Source organism: Ferrimonas sediminum (assembly GCF_900100175.1).
Classification (GTDB): domain Bacteria; phylum Pseudomonadota; class Gammaproteobacteria; order Enterobacterales; family Shewanellaceae; genus Ferrimonas; species Ferrimonas sediminum.
In genome coordinates this window covers 213,795-232,770 of sequence record NZ_FNEM01000001.1, presented here as the reverse complement: position 1 = coordinate 232,770, position 18,976 = coordinate 213,795, and the positions used below count along the sequence as shown (strand labels likewise).

The following is an 18,976-nucleotide window of genomic DNA, read 5'->3' as shown; positions in this document are numbered from 1 at the left end:
ATGATGATGAAACACACCCTGATAACCCTGATGCTGTGCAGCCTGCCCCTGGCAATCAGCGCTCAGCCCATCGCCGATACCCACAGCGATATGAGTGGCTGTGAAAGCTGTCACGCAGAGGGGGTGCCTTCCGGCGACATGGACTATGAAAACCAGGCTTGCCTGGATTGCCACGGCGCCATGAAGGAGTTGGGCGGCGACGCCCATGAAAAGCACGATGGCACACTGGAATGCACCGACTGCCATGTGGCCCACGACGAAGTGGACCTCAATGCCGGTTGCGCCAACTGTCACGAATAACGGCGCCGGCGCGATTGCCTTCGGCGTGATGACCCGAGCCGGCAATCGCCGCCGCCCGTTGCGACACAGGACGATTTTCTTGGCCAGGACGGCCCCCGGTTGTTCCGGGATCTCATCCTACTTTGGCCACCCCAGCGGTGGCCCTTTTTTAATCTTTCGGCCGCACCACCAGCACGGTGCCATCCACCTCGATCACTTCCACCTGCTCACCGGCTTCCACCTCTTGCTGATCAACACAGCGCGCCGACCAGCTGGAATCGCCGATTTTGACCCGGCCAGTCTGAGCCGATACCGAGGTTAATGTGGTGCCCAATGCGCCAATCAAACCGCGGCCACGCTGGTTCAGCCCGGTACGCTCCAGGCCGCGTTTGTCCCGCCCCCGTTGATACAGGTACCAGAAAAAGGTAAACAGCAGCGACAAGCAACCAAACACAAACCATTGGTTTTCAACACTGACCGAAGACAACCGCGCCAGTACGCTGGTGGCAATGGCGGCACCACCAATCCACAGTAGATAGCCACCAGAACCGATCAACTCCAGGGTCAGTAACAGCAAGCCGACAATCAGCCAATGGGTAGCGGTCATGCCCAGCAACAATTCCATCATCAGGAGTTCCTCACCTGTTGAATCAGCTCGGTGATGCCGGCAACGGAACCGGCCAGATTGCTGCCTTCCACCGGCAGCATCACCAGCTTGCTGGAGTCCGACTTACCGATGTCCGCCAGCGCTTCGGTGTAGCGCTGGGCAATAAAGTAGTTAATCGCATTGAGGTCACCACTGGCGATGGCATTGGACACCGTGGTGGTGGCGTTGGCCTCCGCCTCCGCCTGACGTTCCCGGGCTTCCGCCTCCAGAAACGCCGCCTGACGCTCCCCTTCGGCCCGCAATATTGCCGCCTGCTTCTCACCGTCGGCTTTGAGAATCGCCGCCTGCTTCACCCCCTCGGCTTCAAGGATCTCAGCCCGCTTGGAGCGATCGGCTTTAAGCTGCGCATTCATCGACTCGATGAGATCCATCGGCGGTGAGATGTCCTTAATCTCGATGCGGGTCACTTTCACCCCCCAGGGCTGGGTGGCCGCGTCCACCACCGCCAGCAAGCGATCGTTAATTTCATCACGGCGGGACAGCATCTCATCCAACTCCATCGACCCCAACACCGTCCTCAGGTTGGTCATGGCCAGATTCTGGATGGCGTTCTCCAGGTTATTGACCTCATAGGCCGCCCGGCCTGAGTCGATCACCTGAATAAAGGTCACGCCATCCACGGTCACATTGGCGTTATCACGGCTGATCACCACCTGGCTGGGGATGTCGAGTACTCGCTCCATTACATTGATTTTGTGCCCGACCCTATCGATAAAGGGCACCACCAGGTGCAGGCCTGGCTTTAGCGAGCGGGTGAAGCGCCCAAACCGCTCCACGTTCCACTCATGCCCCTGAGGCACAATTTTGACCGCTGTAAACACGGCCACCAGGGCAAACACGACAAAAATAAAGCTGGGTCCCAGCAAATCGATAAACATACCAATATCCATGGATACTCCTCGAGTGAGCGGCAGCGTCCTGAGCGGCGACATCCCCGACTATGACGCGTATACTAGCCAAAAAGCGCCGTCTGACCGCGCAAACTAGCTATGATTGTAGCCTGTAAACTAGAGACTATCGCATGAAATTCAGGGATATACGAGAGTTCATAAGCCACTTGGAACAGGCTGGCGAGCTCAAACGGGTCAATGCCGAGGTCGACCCTCATCTGGAGATGACCGAGATCAGTGACCGGGTGCTTCGCAGCGGCGGTCCGGCGCTGCTGTTTGAGAACGTCAAAGGCAAGCAGATGCCGGTATTGGCCAACCTGTTTGGCACCCCGAAACGGGTGGCGATGGCTCTGGGCCGAGAAGACAGCAGTGCCCTGCGGGAAGTTGGCGAGCTGCTGGCGTTTCTGAAAGAGCCCGAGGTTCCGTCCGGTTTCAAGGACGCCATCTCCAAAGTGCCGATGTTCAAGCAGGCACTCAACATGCCTCCCAAGCGGGTCTCTAAAGCTCCCTGCCAACAGGTGGTGATCAGCGGCGACGACGTCGATCTGACCCAACTGCCCATCCAGCACTGCTGGCCCGGCGACGTGGCCCCTCTGGTGACCTGGGGGCTGACCATCACTAAGGGCCCCAATCAGAAGCGCCAGAACCTGGGCATCTACCGCCAACAACTGTTGGGCAAAAACAAGCTGATCATGCGTTGGCTGGCCCACCGTGGCGGCGCGCTGGACTACAAAGATTTTCAGGAGAAGTACCCGGGTGAACGCTACCCGGTATCGGTGGCACTGGGTTCAGACCCTGTGACTATCCTGGGGGCGGTGACGCCGGTGCCGGACGCCATGAGCGAATACGCCTTCGCCGGACTGCTGCGGGGCGAGCGCACCGAGGTGATCAAATCCATCAGCAACGATCTGGATGTACCGGCCCACAGTGAGATCATCCTCGAAGGCTACCTGGAGCCCGGCGAAGAGGCGGATGAAGGCCCCTACGGCGACCACACCGGCTACTACAACGAAGTGGAACGCTTCCCGGTGCTGACGGTCACCCACATCACCATGCGCAAAGACGCCATCTACCACAGCACCTACACCGGCCGACCGCCGGATGAGCCGGCCATGCTCGGCGTGGCGCTGAACGAGGTGTTTGTGCCGATTCTGAAAAAGCAGTATCCGGAAATTGAAGACTTCTACCTGCCCCCCGAGGGTTGCAGCTATCGAATGGCGGTGATCACCATTAAGAAGCAGTACCCGGGCCACGCCAAGCGGGTGATGATGGGGGCCTGGAGCTTCCTGCGCCAGTTTATGTACACCAAGTTCATCATCATCTGTGACGACGACGTCAACGCCCGCGACTGGAACGACGTCATCTGGGCCCTGACCACCCGGGTCGACCCCAGCCGTGACACCCTGATGGTGGACAACACCCCCATCGATTACCTGGATTTCGCCTCTCCGGTAGCGGGTCTGGGCTCCAAGATGGGCATCGATGCCACCAACAAGTGGCCGGGTGAAACCCAGCGGGAGTGGGGCGAACCCATTGTCATGGATGACGCCGTTAAAACCCGGGTCGACGACCTGTGGGACTCTCTTGGAATCGATTAGTGGCGATAGCGGCAATCGATCCTTACGCTGGCGTGTGGCCCGGGCTTCGGGCTACAATGCGCCGCAGTAACCCGATAACAATGAGAATAGAATGCAAAGGATCCGCTGTAACATCGCTTCGGTGACGCCGTTTTGCGATACCGTTTTCAAGGTCATCCTCACCCCGTCACAACCGGTGACGTTTGCCGCCGGTCAGTACCTGACCGTGGTGATGAGTGATGAAGATAAACGTCCGTTCTCCATCGCCTCCAGCCCGGTTAACGGCGAGCAGCTGGAGTTGCACATCGGCGCCGCCGTAGCGGAAAGCTACGCCATGCAAGTGATCGAGGCGATGCAAAGCCGCGACAGCATCGAGGTGGAGCTGCCGTTCGGTGACGCCTACCTGCGCCAGGACCTGCCACGGCCGCGGCTGCTGATTGCCGGAGGCACCGGCTTCTCCTACATCAACAGCATCATGGAAACCCTGATTGCCGCCGGTGATACCACCACCACCTTCCTGTACTGGGGCTGCCGTGATCAAGCCAGCATGTATCAGGCCGACAAGCTGGCACGGTGGGCCGAACACTACCCTCACCTGACGGTGGTGCCGGTGTTTGATGAAGCGGTCGCGGGCCAGCGCCAGGGAACGGTGATTGACGCCGTCTGCAGCGATTTCATCAGCCTGGGCGACTACGACGTCTACATCGCCGGACGCTTCGAGATGGCAGGTGCCGCCCGTGAAGCCTTTCGCGAAAAAGGGGTCGATGAACGACGCCTGTTCGGTGACGCCTTCGCTTACATCAAGTAGCCCTGACCAGGCCATAAAAAAACCGCCCGTGGGCGGTTTTTTTATGGACGCTCGCCGGATTACAGGGCGTAACTGCTCACCACACCGGTAAACAACGCCAACCCGGCCCAGTTGTTGTTCAAAAACGCCTTGAAGCAGGCATCGCGGTGGCGATGGCGAATCCGCCACTGCTGATGGGCAAACAGCAGCGCCATCACCGCCAGCCCCAGATAGTAAGGCCAGGCCAGCTGCAGACGCCAGCCCAGTGCCGACAACAACACCAGGGTCATCAGCTGGAACACCGCGATAAAGTGACGATCGTAGCGACCAAACCAGATGGCGGTCGAGCGAATCCCCACCTGCAGATCATCTTCGCGGTCGACCATGCCATACATGGTGTCGTAGGCCACGGTCCAGCACCAGTGAGCAAAAAACAGATACCAGGCTTCCAGCGGTACCGCACCGGTCTGGGCCGCAAATGCCATCGGTATTGACCAGCTCCACACCACCCCGAGTACCATCTGGGGCCCGGGGAAAAAACGCTTGGTAAAGGGATAGAGGATGGTCAGCGCCATGCCCACAAAGGACATCAGCACCGTCAGGGTATTGAGGGTCAGCACCAGCGAAAAACACACCAGCCCCAGCACCACAAACAGCGCCAGGGCCTCTCTGGGCTTAATTTCGCCACTGGCCAGCGGCCGCCCCTTGGTTCGCTCTACGTGACCGTCCAGGTTACGATCGGCGTAGTCGTTGATGATGCAGCCGTTAGCGCGGGTCAGCCACACGCCCACAAAGAACACCAACACCACCCGAGGATCGGGAGAGCCGTTATTGGCGGCCAGCCAGATGGCCGACAGCGTCGGCCATAACAACAAAAAGGTTCCAATTGGCCGATCCAGTCTGGCCAGGCGCAGGTATGGCCCTAATCGATCACGCATCACTGCAAGCATCTTCCGTGCCCGTACTCTTCAAGTTCCAACTGGGGCCATTATGCGGCAATCCCGGCCAAACTACTATCCGGCGCTGAAGTTAAACCGTTGCAGTTGCACCTGAAGGTCGCTGGCATGACTCAGCAGCACCTGACTCTGCTCGGCCACCTGCTCTGCCTGGGTTTTCACCTCAACGCCGGCGTCGTTGGCCCGGATCAGGTTCTGGTTGATCTCTTCAGACACCGAACTCTGCTGCTCGGCAGCGGTGGCAATCTGGCCGGCCCGTTCGTTGGCGTCACGGATTTGAGTCACCATCCCCTTAAGGGTCTCTGCCATCTGCTGACTGGTTTCGGCGCTCTCTGTGGCCATAGTGGCACAGCCCTGCATCGCCTCCACCGAAGTCACCGCGCCTCGCTGCAGGCTCTCGATGGTGCTCTGTACCTGGGAAGTGGACTCCCGCGTGCGGGCGGCCAGTTGCCGCACTTCGTCGGCAACCACGGCAAAGCCGCGGCCCTGCTCTCCGGCCCGGGCCGCCTCAATCGCCGCATTGAGTGCCAACAGGTTGGTCTGTTCGGAGATGCCGTTGATCACCTCGGTGATCTCGCTGATGGCCTGAACCCCCTGATGCAACTCGGAGATGCGATCGGCACTGGTACTGACACTGTCTGCCAGGCGGTTGATCTGCTGCTCTGCCTGCTCCATGCGCTGCTGGCCGTCGACGCTACTTTGAGACGCTGAATCGGTCGAAGAGGCGGTCTGCTCGGCATTGTGGGCCACATCACCGATGGTGTGGCTCATCTCATTAACGGCCGTGGCCACCTGCTGCAGCTGTGCCTGTTGCTCCTCCACCGTATGCTGGCTGGCCTGAGCCGACTCACTCAGAGCTTGAGACTGCTGCTGGGCATCGTCGGCATTGCGCTTCACCTCGGCCAGTACCTGCACCAGCGAACGGCGCATCTTGGTCAGCGCCTGGGCCAGATGCCCCAGCTCATCACGACGATCCAGCAGCTGGTCGTCGCGGCCACTGAGATCACCATCGGCCATGGCATCGCAGGCTTTCTCCAGATCACCGATGGCCTGGCTGATGTCTCGGCGAATAAAATGGCTCACCAGTTGAGTAATGGCAGTCGCGATCAGCGACACCCACACCAGCCGCACAATCAGATCCCAGAACAGCGCCTGAGTATTGGCATGCTCAACGCCAGCACCGACCACCCAGTGCCAGCGATCATCGGCAATCACGTAGGAGGTTTTATCCCGCACCGACTGGTCTTTCTGGGTCAGGGCGTAGGTCAGGAAGCCACGACCACCGTTGGCGGTGCGATCCAGCATCGCCTGCCAGTAACGCTGGCCATTGGCATCGGTGACGGCAGTCATCACCTGTCCCAGCTGATCCGGCCGGCGGTTGTGGGCCAACAGGGTGCCCTGACGATCCAGTACCCAGAAGTAGTTGTCCCCCTCAAACCTCAGTGCAGACAAGGCATCCAACGCCTGCTGCTTGGCCGCCGACTCACCAAGATCCGGCACCAGGGTCTGATAGTGAGACAGCAGGGAACTGGCCTGCTCCACCTGGTTAATCAGAGCCTCATCCCTGGCTTCGTTGATTCGCTGCTTCAACAAATCCGCAGAAAAAATCAGCAACCACAGAGTGGCAATGATGGAAAGGATGACCAGTAACCAGAGCTTCTTGCCCAATGAAATACGCTTAAGTAACAGCACGTTAACTATTCCCTGCTAAGTATGTACCGGCAAAGTACACACTTATTACACAAGGAGTCTTGATCTGGATCACGAGCCGTTAGTGAATTGGGAAAGCACTCACAATCGTCGTTGGCCGTAGTCCAGGGTCGGCTGCACACTGAAGCGGCCATGGCGATCCTCGGCCATCACCCGACCAAAATCCCGCTGACTCAACTGCACCAGCAACTGGTGGTCACCGGCTTCAAAAAATATCTGCTGTTGATCCTGCAGTACCTCATCAAACACCACGGGGACATGGTACGCCTGACCCAATGCCGGCAAGGCGCCAAACTGACAATCTGGAAAAGTTTGCGACGCCTCCACTTCCGACATCAGGGACAGATCCCGATCCAGCAACTCGCCCAGGCGTTTCAGGCGCAGGCGCCGATCCGCCGGAATGACCGCCATCAGGTGACGCCCCTGATGATCCTGCAACATTACGGCTTTAGCCACCTGCTGCTGAGGGATGCCGGCGCCGATGGCCGATTGCAGGGCGGATTCGGAATAGGGGTGGGACACCACCCGAAACGGAATGTGGTGGTGGTTGAGGTATTCACTGACGCTAATGGCAATGCCCATGACGATTCCTCCTTAGGCTTGCACCACCTTAAGTGTAATCGCAAATGCCGGCGCCGGCAGGGAACCGGCGCTGGCCAGGCCCTACATGGGTTGCAGACGGGCGTAAGCCACCACCAGCCACTTAATGCCCTGACCATCGAACGCCACTTGCACCCGGCTCTGGGGGCCGGTGCCTTCGTAGTTGATGATCACCCCGTCACCAAACTTCGGATGCTTGACCCTCTGCCCCAACTTAAGGCCGGTGGCATCGAAACTCTTTTCCGTCTGGCTGAAGCGGTTGACGCTCTTGGTACTGCTGACCTTGGTCTGGGCCCGAATCGACTCCAGGTACTGTTCGGGGATCTCACTGAGAAAGCGGGATGCCTTGGCAAAGGTTTCCCGGCCATAGATGCGGCGACTTTCGGCGTAGGTAATGGTCAGCTTCTGCATCGCCCGGGTCATGCCGACGTAACACAGGCGCCGCTCCTCCTCGAGCCGATCCCCCTCCTCGACCGCCTTCTGACTGGGGAACATCCCCTCTTCGACGCCGCACATGAACACCAGCGGAAACTCCAGCCCTTTGGCCGAGTGCAGGGTCATCATCTGCACCGCATCTTCGCTGTCGCTGGCCTGGTTGTCACCGGCCTCCAGCGCCGCATGGGCCAGGAAGGCGTTGACGTCACTCATCTCCTCGGCCTCTTCCGGCTTTTCAAAGGTGCCGGCCGCCGTCACCAGCTCCTGCAGGTTTTCCACCCGTGCCTGGCCCTTTTCGCCCTTCTCCTGTTCATACATGGCCCGCAACCCGGACAGCTCGATCACCTTATCGGTGGCCAGCTTGAGGCTAAAATCGGCAATCTCGTCGTCGATCTCCGCCACCAGATCCATAAAACCACGAACCGCGTTGGCGGCCCGTCCGGACAGCGCTTTCTCGTTCAACAACTGCTGGCAGCTGCGCCATAATGACAAGCCGTGCTGACGGGAGGTAGTGCGGACAATGTCCAGGGTGCGATCGCCGATGCCCCGCGCCGGAGTGTTGACCACCCGCTCGAACGCCGCATCATCACTGCGGTTGGCCACCAACCTCAGGTAGGCCAGGGTATCTTTAATCTCCTGACGCTCAAAAAAGCGCAGGCCGCCATAGATGCGGTAGGCCACCTGCTGATGCAGCAGCGCCTCCTCCAACACCCGTGACTGGGCGTTGGAGCGGTACAGCACCGCGCAGTCCGCCAGTGCCCCGCCCTGCTCCAGGTGTTGCTTGACCCGACTGACGATAAAGCGGGCTTCCTCAAGTTCGTTGAAAGCCTGAAACACGGCGATCAACTCACCGTCCTTGCCATCGGTCCACAGCTGTTTGCCCATCCGTTCGGCATTGTTGGCAATCAGAGTATTGGACGCCGCCAGGATGTTACCGGTGGAGCGGTAGTTCTGCTCAAGCCGAATCACTTCCGATCCGGGAAAATCATCCAGAAACTTGGTCAGATTCTCCACCTTGGCACCACGCCAGCCATAGATGGACTGATCGTCATCACCCACGATCATCACGTTGCTGCTCTGGCCCACCAGCAACCGAATCCAGGCGTACTGAATGGCGTTGGTGTCCTGGAACTCATCCACCAGCACATGGCGGAATCGCCCCTGGTAATGACGCAGAATCTGTGGGTGCTTGAGCCACAGCTCATGCGCCCGCAACAACAATTCGGCAAAATCCACCAGCCCGGCCCGATCACAGGCTTCCTGGTAGGTGCTGTAGATGCGAAGCAGCATCTGCTCCATGGGGTGGTGACCGGCATCAATGTGCGCCGGGCGCAGGCCCTCGTCCTTTTTGGCATTGATGTAGCCCATGGCCTGCCGGGGTGGCCAGCGCTTTTCATCCAGATCGAGGCTTTTCAGGATACGGCGGATCAACCGGTACTGATCGTCGGAGTCGAGAATCTGAAACCCTTCCGGCAGTCCCGCTTCGTGATGGTGTGCCCGCAACAGCCGGTGCGCCAGGCCATGGAAGGTACCGATCCACATGCGATTCATGGGGCCACCCACCAGAGACTCGATGCGGCTGCGCATCTCCGCCGACGCCTTGTTGGTAAATGTCACCGCCAGAATGGCGAACGGACTCTCTCCCTGTTCATTGAGCAACCAGGCGATGCGATGGGTCAGCACCCGGGTCTTGCCACTGCCGGCACCGGCCAGCACCAACACCGAACCGGGCGCCGACTCAACGGCAGCCCGCTGCTTATCGTTGAGGGAGTCGAGTAACTCAGACGCTGAGGCCGACGGGATCATGGCAGGGCTCCAATGGGAAAAAACGCCACTATAGCAAAAAACACTGAGTATTTAACCAGTATTCAGAGTGGCAACTGCAACAGCTGCGGCAGTCGCTGGAAGGCAAATGTGGGCAGACTGGCGGCGAGCGGCCGCACCGCCTGCTCATAGGGTGGCGTCAGCCAGCCACTCTGACAGCCGGCCCGATTGGCGCCAGCCACATCCGCATTAGGGTGGTCGCCGATGTGCAGCAGCTGGGCGGGAGCCACCCCCAGCCGTTGCCAGGTCTGCTCAAACAGGGGTAACGCCGGCTTCATCGGCCCATGCTGGCCAGCATACCGGGCCACCACAAACGGCGCCTGTGGCCAGAATCGGGCCAGATCCGCATTGCCATTGGTGATCGCCGCCAACGGACAACGCCGCGCCAGCTGCTGAATCACCTGTTGCACCTCGTCGCTGACCACAATCTCATTACGCCACTCCAGGAAGTTCGCCATGGCGCCATCGGCCAGCTCCGCCGACGCGCACTCGGACAACCCCAGCGCCAGCAGGCCGCGCTCCAGGGTACGGTGCCGCAGCCTGGTAGTGTCGTGGCGCAACTCCGGCGTTTCATCCAGTAGCAAGGTTCGCTGCTGCCACCACCAGCTGCGCTCTCCGGCCCGGGCTTGGCGACTGTGATCAGCCAGCCACTGCATCAACCGGCCTTCGGCGGCCAGCAACACCGGCTTGTTGTTGTATAAGGTGTCATCCAGATCGAAGCTGATCGCTTTCACTGGATGCAGACGACGATAAAATTGCATGGGCATCCACCCCTGTTCAAGAATGCCTCTAGCATAACACTGGCGACGATGGCGGCTAAATGGCGGCCCCGTGACAACCGCCCCTTTCTGTCCGGCGAAACGGCACATTGCGACATTCTGTCCATCCACGATGGTTATTTCAGGTTACTCCTTCCCCTTGGGCGCATTTACTGTTGATCCAGCTCTAAGGGTCAGAGCAAGACGATTGAAAATAACGTGACCAAGATCCGAGAATGGCGCCACAACCCCAGTCTTATTACAAGTGGAACAACAGGTTATGCGGTTTACTACGGTGGCAAGTGCCATTGCACTGGTATGCAGTGGCCCGGCAATGGCGACGGCCCAGTCCGATTCAGTGTTTGACGTACAGGAAGTAATCGTGGTCACCGGTGACGCACCGGCGCCCCAGCAACTGGCCACCACCAGCTACAGCATCTCCAAAGAGGATCTGCAGCAACAGGGTGCCCTGACCCTGGACCAGGCGCTGACCAAGATCCCCGGTGTCTACGTACGCACCGGCGGCGCCGGTCGACCGCTGATCGACATTCGCGGCTTCAAGACCCGCCACGTGCTGCTGCTGGTCAACGGCGTTCCGGCCAACAGCAGCTATGACGGCCAGTTTGATGCCAGCCTGATTCCCGCCAGCCGCATCGAAGAGATTCAGGTCAGCATGGGACCAAGTTCGTTGCTGTACGGCACTGGTGGTAATGCCGGGGTCATCAATGTCATTACCCGCACCGGTGTCGATGCCAGCAGCGTCAGCGCCGAAGTGGGCGCAGGCAATGACGGCCGCTGGGCAGCCAATGCCAGCGTCGCCGGGGCCACCGATACCCGCAACCTGCTGCTCAGCTACAGCGGCAGCGGCCAGGACGGCTTCAACCTGGCCGATGACTTCACTCCGGGTCCGGAAGAGAACGGCGGCCAGCGCAACAACAGTGACAACCGCTCTGACAGCCTGTATGGCAACGCCGAGTGGCAATGGGGCGATGATACCCGCATGAGCCTGACCGGCGAGTACGAGCAAGCGGAGTGGGGCAAACCGAGCCGGGTCGGTAACCTGGCTGACAGCAAAATCAAGTACGAACGAGTGGATGACCTGAAGAAAGGCGGCATGCAGTTCAGCGTGGCGCACCGTTTTAACAGCCACAACAGTGTGCGCGGCTTTGCCTACTACAACCGGCAGGACAAGATCGAAAACCAGTACACCGACGCCGACTTCGATGCTTATAAACAGCAGAGCGACTCCACCGCGACCAACCAGGGCTTTAATGGCCAGTGGATTCTAAGCAATCAGCAGCACGTGCTCACTACGGCGGTGATTCTGGAGAACCAGCAGTACGATGCCACGGTGATCAAAGCTGCCAGCTCCGGCGGCGGCAACAAGAGCCTGGCCCGGGCCGGTGGCGGCGGCGGTGGCGGTGGCGGTGGCGGTGGCGGCGGTGTCAGTGCCCCCAGCATCAGCCATCTGGACGAAAGCCAGAATCTGTACACCGTGGTCACCGAATACCAATGGCTGGCCAACGGCGACTATGGCACCACCCTGTCCGCCGGCTGGCACCGCAGCGACATCGAAGAGAAGAATCGCTACTCGGCCCTGGCCTCCGGCTTCTACATGCTGGGTAGCAACACCCAGCTGCACGCCTCGGCGGCCCGTAAGATCCGTTTTCCGACACTGCGCAACCTGTACGAAGGCAGCGGCGCCAACGCCGAGCTGGAGCCGGAAACCACCGAACACTTCGAACTGGGGCTGGAGCAACAGTTCAACGCTGCCAACAGCTGGATGGTGTCGGCGTACCACAGCGATGTCGACAACTACATCGAAAAGGACAGCAACGACGTCTACCGTAACTACGCCGAATACCGTTTCCGTGGCATCGACCTCGGCTGGAGCAACCGCTCGCTGGACGCGCTGGATCTGGATCTGACCTACAGCTATCTGGATGCGGAGAACCGCGGTGAGGACGACCAGAACCGGGATCAACTGCAGAACCGACCCACTCATACAGTCAAGCTGAGCCTGCTGACCCGGTTGCCGTGGGAGATGACCGCCCGTCTGGACGCCCAACGGGTGATGGATCAGGTGTACTACGATGCCAACGGCCCGGTGGAGATCGAGGACTACAGCCTGGTAGACCTGAGCCTGGGACAACCCCTGCCCTGGCAGGGCACCTCCTGGCAACTGACGGTCACCAACCTGCTGGATGAGTACTACGAGCAGAGCGAAGATCTGCCCGCCGCCGGACGGCAGTGGATGCTCAGCCTGCGCGCCGAGTTCTGATCATGGCGGCTCTGACCCTTACCGGGGTCACGCTCGAACGTCACGGCGCCCCTTTGTGGGCGCCGTTGGATCTGCGCCTGGCTAAGGGGCAGGCCCTGCTGGTGTCCGGCCCCACCGGCTGCGGCAAAAGTACCCTGTTGCAGATCCTGGCCGGACTGCAACCGGTCAGCCGGGGCGAAGTGCGCAGCCAGAGTCGTTGCGGGCTGGTGCTGCAAGACCCCAACCTGCAGCTGCTCCGGGATCAGATCGGTCCCGAAGTGGCCCTGGCCCTGGAGACTCGGGGCGTCCCCTCCGAGCAGATGAAATCCCGCGTCCGCCAGGCCCTGGATCTGGTAGAGCTGGATCTGCCCCTGACCCACCCCACCCGTGCGCTGTCTCTGGGGCAGAAATACCGGGTACTGATTGCCGCCCAGCTGGTCAGCCAGCCCGATCTGCTGCTGCTGGACGAGCCCTGGGCACAACTGGACGACCAGGGGTTTACCCAGTTACTGGCCTTACTGGTCCGCCTCAAGCAACGGGGCATCACCCTGGTCATCACCGAACACCACAGTGACGGCTACGGCAATCTCATCGACCGTCACTGCTGGCTGACCCCATCCGGTCTGGGCCAGCCACCGCAACCGGACTCACTGTGCGGCCCAATGGCACTGAGCCCGCCAGCGGCTCAGAGCGCACCGGTGTTGCAGTTAACCAACCTGGTCCTGACGCTGGGGAACCGGCATCGGCTCCGGGCCGACAGCCTGGCCATCCACCCCGGCGAGTGCGTGCAGCTGTGGGGCAACAACGGCTGTGGCAAAACCACGCTGCTGCGCGCCCTGTGTGGGCTGTCGCCGGCACCCGACGGCCAGGTTCTGGTACTGAATCGCCCTCCCCGTCTCGACAACCACGGCGGGCAACTGGCCCTGGTGTGTCAGGAACCGGCCCGCCAGCTCAGTGCCACCACCGTCGCCGAGGAGTTGAGGTTGTCATTGCGGCAACTGGGGCTACCCGAATCCCGGTGCCGGCAGCGGGCCGATCAGCAGTTAGCCCAGTTAGGCCTGAGTACTTTGTCCGAGCGTTCGCCGCTGACCCTGTCCTACGGGCAACAGCATCTGGTGGCCATCGCCAGTCAACTGTGCCGCAAGCCCAAACTGCTGTTGCTGGACGACCCCTTTGCCGGACTGGATGCCGACTCCGGCCGGCGCTTATGGCAGGCGCTGTCGAAGCGGCTCCAACAAGGCGGCGCCGTGCTGATCGCCAGCCATCGTCCTTTGCCTCTGAGCCACCGCCAGTGGCACATAGAGGGTGGAGAGATCCATGGGCGTTAGCACCCGCAGCCGTACCCGGTTCAAGTTGGCGCTGGTTCCCGCACTGGCAACGGCGGCACTGTTGCTGCCCCCCTGGGCACTGGCACCACTGGCCCTGCTCAACCTGGGTCTGTTGCTGGGCCAGCCTCAGGGGGTCAAAGCCCTGTCGCAGCTTAGCCGGCTGGTCGTGGTGCAGCTGTTGCTGATCCTGTCGCTGTACCTGATCCGCTTCGGCCCGGACAGCTGGCCGGACGCCCTGTTGCTGTGCCTGAGGATGACCCTGATGCTGGTTCCCGGTCTGTGGTTTTTCCTGTCCACCCCGGGCCACCACACCCTGGCGGCGATTCGGGGCTGGATGAGTGACCGCAACGCCCTGATCCTAGGCGCCAGCCTCAGCCAGATTCCGCTGATCGCCGATGAGGCCAAAGAACTGTATCTGCTGCAACGGCTTCGAGGCGCGCCCATTAGCAGCGGCGATCTGTGGCGGCCGGCGGCCTGGAAGGCCCTGGCGACCCAGGTACTGCTGCCGCTACTGATTCGCCTGATTCGTCTGAGCCAGCTGCAGGCCACCGCCCTGCAGGCCCGGGGTTACTGCGATGACAACCCCAGGCCCATGACCCACTACCCGGAGGAGTAATCCGTGAACCGTTTTTCACTCAGCGACGCCATCCTGCTCGGCGGACTGGCCCTGCTGCTGGTCAGCTTCAAAGCCGTGGTGCGGCTGAAACTGGGCCTGACCGGCCACTCGATGTTCCTGCTGGTGCTGGTCTACCTGCTGGCCCGCGGTCTGGTGCCGCAACGGGGCTCGGTACTGTACTGCGGCCTGATGACCGGCCTGCTGGCGCTGATCATGGGCGTCGGCAAGGGCGGTCCGCTGGTGCTGCTGAAGTTTCTGCTGCCGGCCTTGGGAATGGAGCTGGCGCTGCTGCTGCTGCCCATGGCGCCCTGGTTTACCGCCCAGGCACTGCTGGTGGCAGCGGCGGCCCTGACGGTGTGGGTTGGCAAAGGCGCACTGGAGCTGTGGCTGGCCGGCGCCGACCCGGCAGTCATCCTGATCCAGTCCGGCTGGAAAACCCTCGGCGGCGGACTGTTCTCCACTCTCGGCGCCTGCTGCACCCCCATGCTGCTGCAGCGCCTTGCTCACCACCAACTGATTCCCACACACAGGCAACCACAATGACCCTCTACCTCAGCATCGACGACACCGACGAGATCGGCACCAAGGGCACCGGAGAGCTGGCCGAAGAGCTGGCCGGCAAGATCCACCAGTTGGGGCTGGGACACTGCTCGCCGGTGACCCGCCACCAACTCTTTGTCCACGACGACATCCCCTACACCTCGCACAACAGTGCCATGTGCTTCTGCATTGACGAACCCGGCGATCCGGATCGCATCCGCCAGTTGGCGGTGGACCACCTGTTGTCGGAATCGGCCCCGGGCTCCGATCCGGGTCTGTGCCTGTTCAGCGACACCGACACCGAGGCGCGCCGAGCGTTGATCGAGTTCGGCCTGAAGGCCAAAAAGGAGGTGCTGACCAAGGATCAGGCCTATGAACTGGCGCAGCGGTGTCAGGCCCGGCTATCGGAACATGGCGGCAGTGGTGACGGGGTGATCGGTGCCCTGGCCGGCATCGGCCTGAGACTGTGCGGTGATGACGGCCGCTACAAGGGGCAACTGGCACTGCCTGAAGATCTGGGGCAACCGGTGAGCATCGCTGCGCTGCTGCGCCATACGCCGCTGGAGCAGGTCTGGACCCTGAGCCATCAACCGGTTCCCAACCACACCCGGGTTGAACTGGAGGGCAAACTGAAAGCGGTGCAGCTCAATCACCGCATGACCCTGCTGGTGGCCTTCGACGGCGACCGCTGGTTTAACGCCCAGAAACGCCACCTGAAGCATTATTGAGGACACCATGGAAAGCAAACAGAGTCGCATGACTGCCCGTGAATGCCGCTGGTTCATCGCCGACGACGAAGATGAACAGGTGGATGACACCCTGCGCTCCTGCGTTAACTGCGCCTACCGACGCTGGCTGCAGCAGGGATATCGCTGCGTTCACCCACTGAAACAGCTCAACCGAGAAAAAACCAACTAAATTACTGGGTTTTAGCACTGACAAAACATCGGCCCACACGCTGTCCGAATCGCGAATGCTCGCCTACATTTTAGGAGCCCGCAATCAACAATCGAAAAGGACAATGATGATGATTCAGTCAGCTGCAACACGCTCAGCCCTGCTGCTGGGCGCCTCTCTGTTGATCTTTGGCTGTGACGGCGACGACGGCGCCGACGGCGCACCGGGACCGGAGGGCCCCCCGGGGCCTCCGGGAGATCCCGGCCTGCCAGCCGGCTCCTTTACCCGCACCGCGGAGTCCGCCGCCGAGGTTGAGCTGATGCTGCAACCCGGCGACGTGGTAGTCACCGGCACCGACCCCTTCAGCATTGAGTTCAGCGCCAGCGGAGTCAATGGCGGTAACCGCGTGCCCCTGGTCGGGCTGTCGCGCATCGCCCTGTATGTGCTGAACCAATCAGCCAACAGCAGTGACACCGGCGCACCGACCCAATGGCAGAGCCACACCCAGGCCAATGGCGCCGGCTCCTCCATGACCTGCACCCTGACCGGCAAAACCACCGATCGCGGCGGCAACGAGGTTGATGCCTGTACCTTAGTCGAGGATGACGCCATGCCAGGCAGTTATCGCGGCAGCTGGACCCACGACGGCAATGCCCCGGTGGTTCTGGCTGAAGGCGATCCCAACCTGCTGCACCGGGTGATCATACGAGCCTATGACCTGAACAACAGCGACGGCGAAGGGGTGGCGGACAAAGTGCTGTCGACACCACTGGACTTCATTCCCGCCAGCGATGCCCTGGCGGTGTCGGTCAAAGACAGCGTCGCCAATGCCGCCTGCATTCAGTGCCACGGTGCGCTGGAGGGCTATCCGGATGATGACCCGCGTATCGCCTACCTGAGTACCCACTCCAACTACCAGAAGGTGGAGCAATGTGTGGCCTGCCACACTCCGGACCTGGGCGATGCCAACTTCCCGGCCATGATTCACGACCTGCACGCTGGAATCCGCGACGGTTTTGAAGCCATCGGATTTCCGGGGGAGCTGTTCCAGTGCAAACACTGCCATGGCGAACAGGACAGCTGGCAGGCCAACCTCTATGGCCAGGCTTGTCAGGCCTGTCACACCAGTGAGGACGCCAGCAACCACATCGCCGCCGTCGGCAGCGACCGCAGCTGTGACAGCTGCCACGGTCCCGATGCCCCACCGGCAGGCCCCGGGCTTCCCGGTACCGTGGAATACAGCCACCAGCCGATGCGCCGGGCGCTGATGCTGGCCAATGAAGGGCTGGGATTTGAGTTCACCTCCGCTGCGGTCAGCGACAACGGCCTTGCCGATGATCTCAGCACCCTGACGGTCACCGCCAATGTCACCTTCAACGGTGCGCCGGCCGACGACGATTTCGACTTTGCCCCCTACATGACCAACACCGGTCGGGGCATCCTGCTCGGTAACGTCAACCCCGACGGCGTGGTGACCCGCAATGCCACCCTCTCCATCAATGCACCGGATCGGGTCAGCCTCAGTGGCGGCGTACTGACCGTGGCCAAGGATCTGGCCGACAGCACCTTAAGCGGCAGTATCTACCTGACCGCCGAGGTGCAGTTCTGCGGTGCACTGGGCGAGGCGATGCCCTGCGAGGCCGACGGCACCGGCTACGCCAACTTGGCGCCTGTAGCCTACTTCAACCTCGACGGCGGCGAGCCCACCCCGGCTCGCCATAGCCAGCCTGACCGGGTAACCGTCACCGAGGCCAACTGCAACGCCTGCCACGACAACCTGACTCATGTGAAGGGCACCCACGGTGCCACCGAGTTCACCCAGTGCATGCATTGCCACAACAGCACCTGGGCTGGCTCCTTCCACCCCGGGGTGAACCTGATCAACGAGGATGGCTCCTTCACCGAGGTGCCTGGACTGACCTACAGCAATCGGGATCTGATGACTGTGGTGCACCGTTACCACAGCGGCGCCTGGGACAACGAAGAAGCCCACGGTGTCTACCTTGACAGCGATGCCGAGCTGCAGGGCTACCCCAGCGCCGTTAACGACTGCGGAGCCTGCCACACCCCAGGTCAATCGCTGTTTGCCGCTGACGGTGGCCTGACGTCAGGCAAGCGCGCCATCGCCATCGGCACCGATCAGTACGTGTCACCGGTCGCTGCCAGCTGCCGCTCCTGCCACGCCCACGCCGATGCCGCCGCCATGGCACACTTCGAAAGCAACGGCGCTACCGTCGACAGCAACCCGGACAGCAGCGCCAACCTGCCGGTGGAGAGTTGCAGCACCTGTCATGGCGAAGGCAAAACCTTCGGCATCGATACCGTCCACAATCCGGACTGACTCGGCCAGTAATCACCAAGGGGGCTTCGGCCCCCTTTTTCATGGCGTCTGGGGTACACTGGGCCAACCACTTCTCACCTGAACGACACCATGAAAGCAAAGAACCAGCAGGCCGTCTCCCCCCAGGTGGTGGCCCAGGCCGATAAGATTGCCAAGGCCACCCAGAAACCGGGCCAGACCAAAGAGCAAACCCGGCTGATCGCCAAAGGCATCGAGAAAGGCATCGCCGAATACAAAAAGCGGGAGAAGGCCAAGGCCCGCGAGCGGGACAAGCAGAAGAAGCGTGATCAACGGGACAAATCCCAGCCCGAGGAAACGCCGGTGTCGATCGACACCATGCCCCGGCAGACCGCCCTTCTGCCCTGGGTTCTGCTCGGACTGAGCTGGGGCGGCTTCCTGGCCTACCTGTTGATGGCGTAAGCATCCATGGCGCCGATTCGCCCGAATCGGCGCCTACCCCATGTGAAATATCGTTAATCTCACGACATCTCGTAACCGCAAAATCACCAGA

The 18,976-nt window shown here is 61.1% G+C and carries 18 protein-coding genes; 11 read left to right on the top strand and 7 right to left on the bottom strand.

Features of this window, described 5'->3' with window-relative positions; translation table 11 throughout:
* Nucleotides 1-300, top strand: coding sequence for a cytochrome c3 family protein (locus BLT77_RS01045; RefSeq protein WP_245709830.1), 300 nt, complete (start codon nucleotides 1-3; stop codon nucleotides 298-300).
* Between the two features lie 148 nt (nucleotides 301-448).
* Here BLT77_RS01045 and BLT77_RS01040 read toward each other — a convergent pair whose 3' ends face one another.
* Nucleotides 449-907 carry an NfeD family protein gene (locus tag BLT77_RS01040; protein WP_090360531.1) on the bottom strand — a complete coding sequence of 153 codons (459 nt, stop codon included), beginning with the start codon at nucleotides 905-907 and terminating at the stop codon, nucleotides 449-451.
* Nucleotides 907-1,836: an SPFH domain-containing protein gene (locus tag BLT77_RS01035; protein WP_218126880.1), complete on the bottom strand. Its 930-nt coding sequence runs from the start codon at nucleotides 1,834-1,836 to the stop codon at nucleotides 907-909. Before BLT77_RS01035 ends, BLT77_RS01040 begins: the two co-directional genes overlap by 1 nt.
* Nucleotides 1,837-1,967: 131 nt before the next feature.
* On the opposite strand from BLT77_RS01035, the gene ubiD reads away from it, so the two are divergent.
* The gene (ubiD, locus tag BLT77_RS01030) at nucleotides 1,968-3,434 is read left to right on the top strand and encodes a 4-hydroxy-3-polyprenylbenzoate decarboxylase (RefSeq protein WP_090360528.1); all 1,467 of its coding nucleotides are present in this window, start codon (nucleotides 1,968-1,970) and stop codon (nucleotides 3,432-3,434) included.
* A gap of 91 nt (nucleotides 3,435-3,525) precedes the next feature.
* Complete coding sequence (gene fre, locus BLT77_RS01025; protein WP_090360524.1) at nucleotides 3,526-4,221, top strand: NAD(P)H-flavin reductase; 696 nt, start codon at nucleotides 3,526-3,528, stop codon at nucleotides 4,219-4,221.
* A 59-nt stretch (nucleotides 4,222-4,280) separates the two neighbouring features.
* On the opposite strand, the gene ubiA is transcribed toward fre, so the two are convergent.
* The 5 genes from ubiA to BLT77_RS01000 all read right to left on the bottom strand — a co-directional run bounded on the left by ubiA (nucleotide 4,281) and on the right by BLT77_RS01000 (nucleotide 10,486).
* Nucleotides 4,281-5,138, bottom strand: coding sequence for a 4-hydroxybenzoate octaprenyltransferase (ubiA, locus tag BLT77_RS01020; RefSeq protein ID WP_245709829.1), 858 nt, complete (start codon nucleotides 5,136-5,138; stop codon nucleotides 4,281-4,283).
* A gap of 75 nt (nucleotides 5,139-5,213) precedes the next feature.
* Nucleotides 5,214-6,848: a methyl-accepting chemotaxis protein gene (locus BLT77_RS01015; protein WP_090360515.1), complete on the bottom strand. Its 1,635-nt coding sequence runs from the start codon at nucleotides 6,846-6,848 to the stop codon at nucleotides 5,214-5,216.
* A 99-nt stretch (nucleotides 6,849-6,947) separates the two neighbouring features.
* Nucleotides 6,948-7,448 (bottom strand): aminoacyl-tRNA deacylase, encoded by a 501-nt coding sequence (locus tag BLT77_RS01010; RefSeq protein WP_090360510.1) that lies wholly within the window; start codon nucleotides 7,446-7,448, stop codon nucleotides 6,948-6,950.
* An 81-nt stretch (nucleotides 7,449-7,529) separates the two neighbouring features.
* On the bottom strand, nucleotides 7,530-9,707 hold the full coding sequence (uvrD, locus tag BLT77_RS01005) for a DNA helicase II (RefSeq protein ID WP_090360507.1): 2,178 nt from the start codon (nucleotides 9,705-9,707) through the stop codon (nucleotides 7,530-7,532).
* Between the two features lie 62 nt (nucleotides 9,708-9,769).
* On the bottom strand, nucleotides 9,770-10,486 hold the full coding sequence (locus tag BLT77_RS01000) for an HAD family hydrolase (protein WP_176819151.1): 717 nt from the start codon (nucleotides 10,484-10,486) through the stop codon (nucleotides 9,770-9,772).
* Between the two features lie 277 nt (nucleotides 10,487-10,763).
* On the opposite strand from BLT77_RS01000, the gene BLT77_RS00995 reads away from it, so the two are divergent.
* The 8 genes from BLT77_RS00995 to BLT77_RS00960 all read left to right on the top strand — a co-directional run bounded on the left by BLT77_RS00995 (nucleotide 10,764) and on the right by BLT77_RS00960 (nucleotide 18,885).
* Complete coding sequence (locus BLT77_RS00995) at nucleotides 10,764-12,764, top strand: TonB-dependent receptor (RefSeq protein WP_090360502.1); 2,001 nt, start codon at nucleotides 10,764-10,766, stop codon at nucleotides 12,762-12,764.
* A 2-nt stretch (nucleotides 12,765-12,766) separates the two neighbouring features.
* Entirely contained in the window at nucleotides 12,767-14,071 is a 1,305-nt protein-coding gene (locus BLT77_RS00990; RefSeq protein WP_090360499.1) for an ATP-binding cassette domain-containing protein, read from the top strand.
* Entirely contained in the window at nucleotides 14,061-14,687 is a 627-nt protein-coding gene (locus BLT77_RS00985) for an energy-coupling factor transporter transmembrane component T (RefSeq protein WP_090360498.1), read from the top strand. The genes BLT77_RS00990 and BLT77_RS00985 overlap by 11 nt, the downstream gene beginning before the upstream one ends.
* A 3-nt stretch (nucleotides 14,688-14,690) precedes the next feature.
* Nucleotides 14,691-15,230, top strand: a complete 540-nt coding sequence (locus BLT77_RS00980) for a hypothetical protein (RefSeq protein WP_090360495.1) — start codon at nucleotides 14,691-14,693, stop codon at nucleotides 15,228-15,230.
* Nucleotides 15,227-15,955, top strand: coding sequence for a hypothetical protein (locus BLT77_RS00975; protein WP_090360492.1), 729 nt, complete (start codon nucleotides 15,227-15,229; stop codon nucleotides 15,953-15,955). The genes BLT77_RS00980 and BLT77_RS00975 overlap by 4 nt, the downstream gene beginning before the upstream one ends.
* 7 nt (nucleotides 15,956-15,962) lie before the next feature.
* The gene (locus tag BLT77_RS00970) at nucleotides 15,963-16,145 is read left to right on the top strand and encodes a hypothetical protein (protein WP_090360490.1); all 183 of its coding nucleotides are present in this window, start codon (nucleotides 15,963-15,965) and stop codon (nucleotides 16,143-16,145) included.
* A 106-nt stretch (nucleotides 16,146-16,251) separates the two neighbouring features.
* Nucleotides 16,252-18,465, top strand: coding sequence for an OmcA/MtrC family decaheme c-type cytochrome (locus BLT77_RS00965; RefSeq protein WP_245709828.1), 2,214 nt, complete (start codon nucleotides 16,252-16,254; stop codon nucleotides 18,463-18,465).
* Nucleotides 18,466-18,555: 90 nt separating this feature from the next.
* Nucleotides 18,556-18,885 carry a DUF2956 domain-containing protein gene (locus BLT77_RS00960; protein WP_090360488.1) on the top strand — a complete coding sequence of 110 codons (330 nt, stop codon included), beginning with the start codon at nucleotides 18,556-18,558 and terminating at the stop codon, nucleotides 18,883-18,885.
* The last annotated feature ends 91 nt before the right edge of the window (nucleotides 18,886-18,976 follow it).

Excerpts from the sequence above, each read along its gene's own strand:
- BLT77_RS00960 (WP_090360488.1), top strand. The coding sequence starts at position 18,556 with ATGAAAGCAAAGAACCAGCAGGCCGTCTCCCCCCAGGTGGTGGCCCAG.
- BLT77_RS01045 (WP_245709830.1), top strand. The coding sequence starts at position 1 with ATGATGATGAAACACACCCTGATAACCCTGATGCTGTGCAGCCTGCCC.
- uvrD (WP_090360507.1), bottom strand. The coding sequence starts at position 9,707 with ATGATCCCGTCGGCCTCAGCGTCTGAGTTACTCGACTCCCTCAACGAT.
- BLT77_RS00990 (WP_090360499.1), top strand. The coding sequence starts at position 12,767 with ATGGCGGCTCTGACCCTTACCGGGGTCACGCTCGAACGTCACGGCGCC.
- BLT77_RS00970 (WP_090360490.1), top strand. The coding sequence starts at position 15,963 with ATGGAAAGCAAACAGAGTCGCATGACTGCCCGTGAATGCCGCTGGTTC.
- BLT77_RS00985 (WP_090360498.1), top strand. The coding sequence starts at position 14,061 with ATGGGCGTTAGCACCCGCAGCCGTACCCGGTTCAAGTTGGCGCTGGTT.
- ubiA (WP_245709829.1), bottom strand. The coding sequence starts at position 5,138 with ATGCGTGATCGATTAGGGCCATACCTGCGCCTGGCCAGACTGGATCGG.
- ubiD (WP_090360528.1), top strand. The coding sequence starts at position 1,968 with ATGAAATTCAGGGATATACGAGAGTTCATAAGCCACTTGGAACAGGCT.
- BLT77_RS01040 (WP_090360531.1), bottom strand. The coding sequence starts at position 907 with ATGATGGAATTGTTGCTGGGCATGACCGCTACCCATTGGCTGATTGTC.
- BLT77_RS00975 (WP_090360492.1), top strand. The coding sequence starts at position 15,227 with ATGACCCTCTACCTCAGCATCGACGACACCGACGAGATCGGCACCAAG.
- fre (WP_090360524.1), top strand. The coding sequence starts at position 3,526 with ATGCAAAGGATCCGCTGTAACATCGCTTCGGTGACGCCGTTTTGCGAT.
- BLT77_RS01000 (WP_176819151.1), bottom strand. The coding sequence starts at position 10,486 with ATGCAATTTTATCGTCGTCTGCATCCAGTGAAAGCGATCAGCTTCGAT.
- BLT77_RS00965 (WP_245709828.1), top strand. The coding sequence starts at position 16,252 with ATGATGATTCAGTCAGCTGCAACACGCTCAGCCCTGCTGCTGGGCGCC.
- BLT77_RS01035 (WP_218126880.1), bottom strand. The coding sequence starts at position 1,836 with ATGGATATTGGTATGTTTATCGATTTGCTGGGACCCAGCTTTATTTTT.
- BLT77_RS01010 (WP_090360510.1), bottom strand. The coding sequence starts at position 7,448 with ATGGGCATTGCCATTAGCGTCAGTGAATACCTCAACCACCACCACATT.
- BLT77_RS00995 (WP_090360502.1), top strand. The coding sequence starts at position 10,764 with ATGCGGTTTACTACGGTGGCAAGTGCCATTGCACTGGTATGCAGTGGC.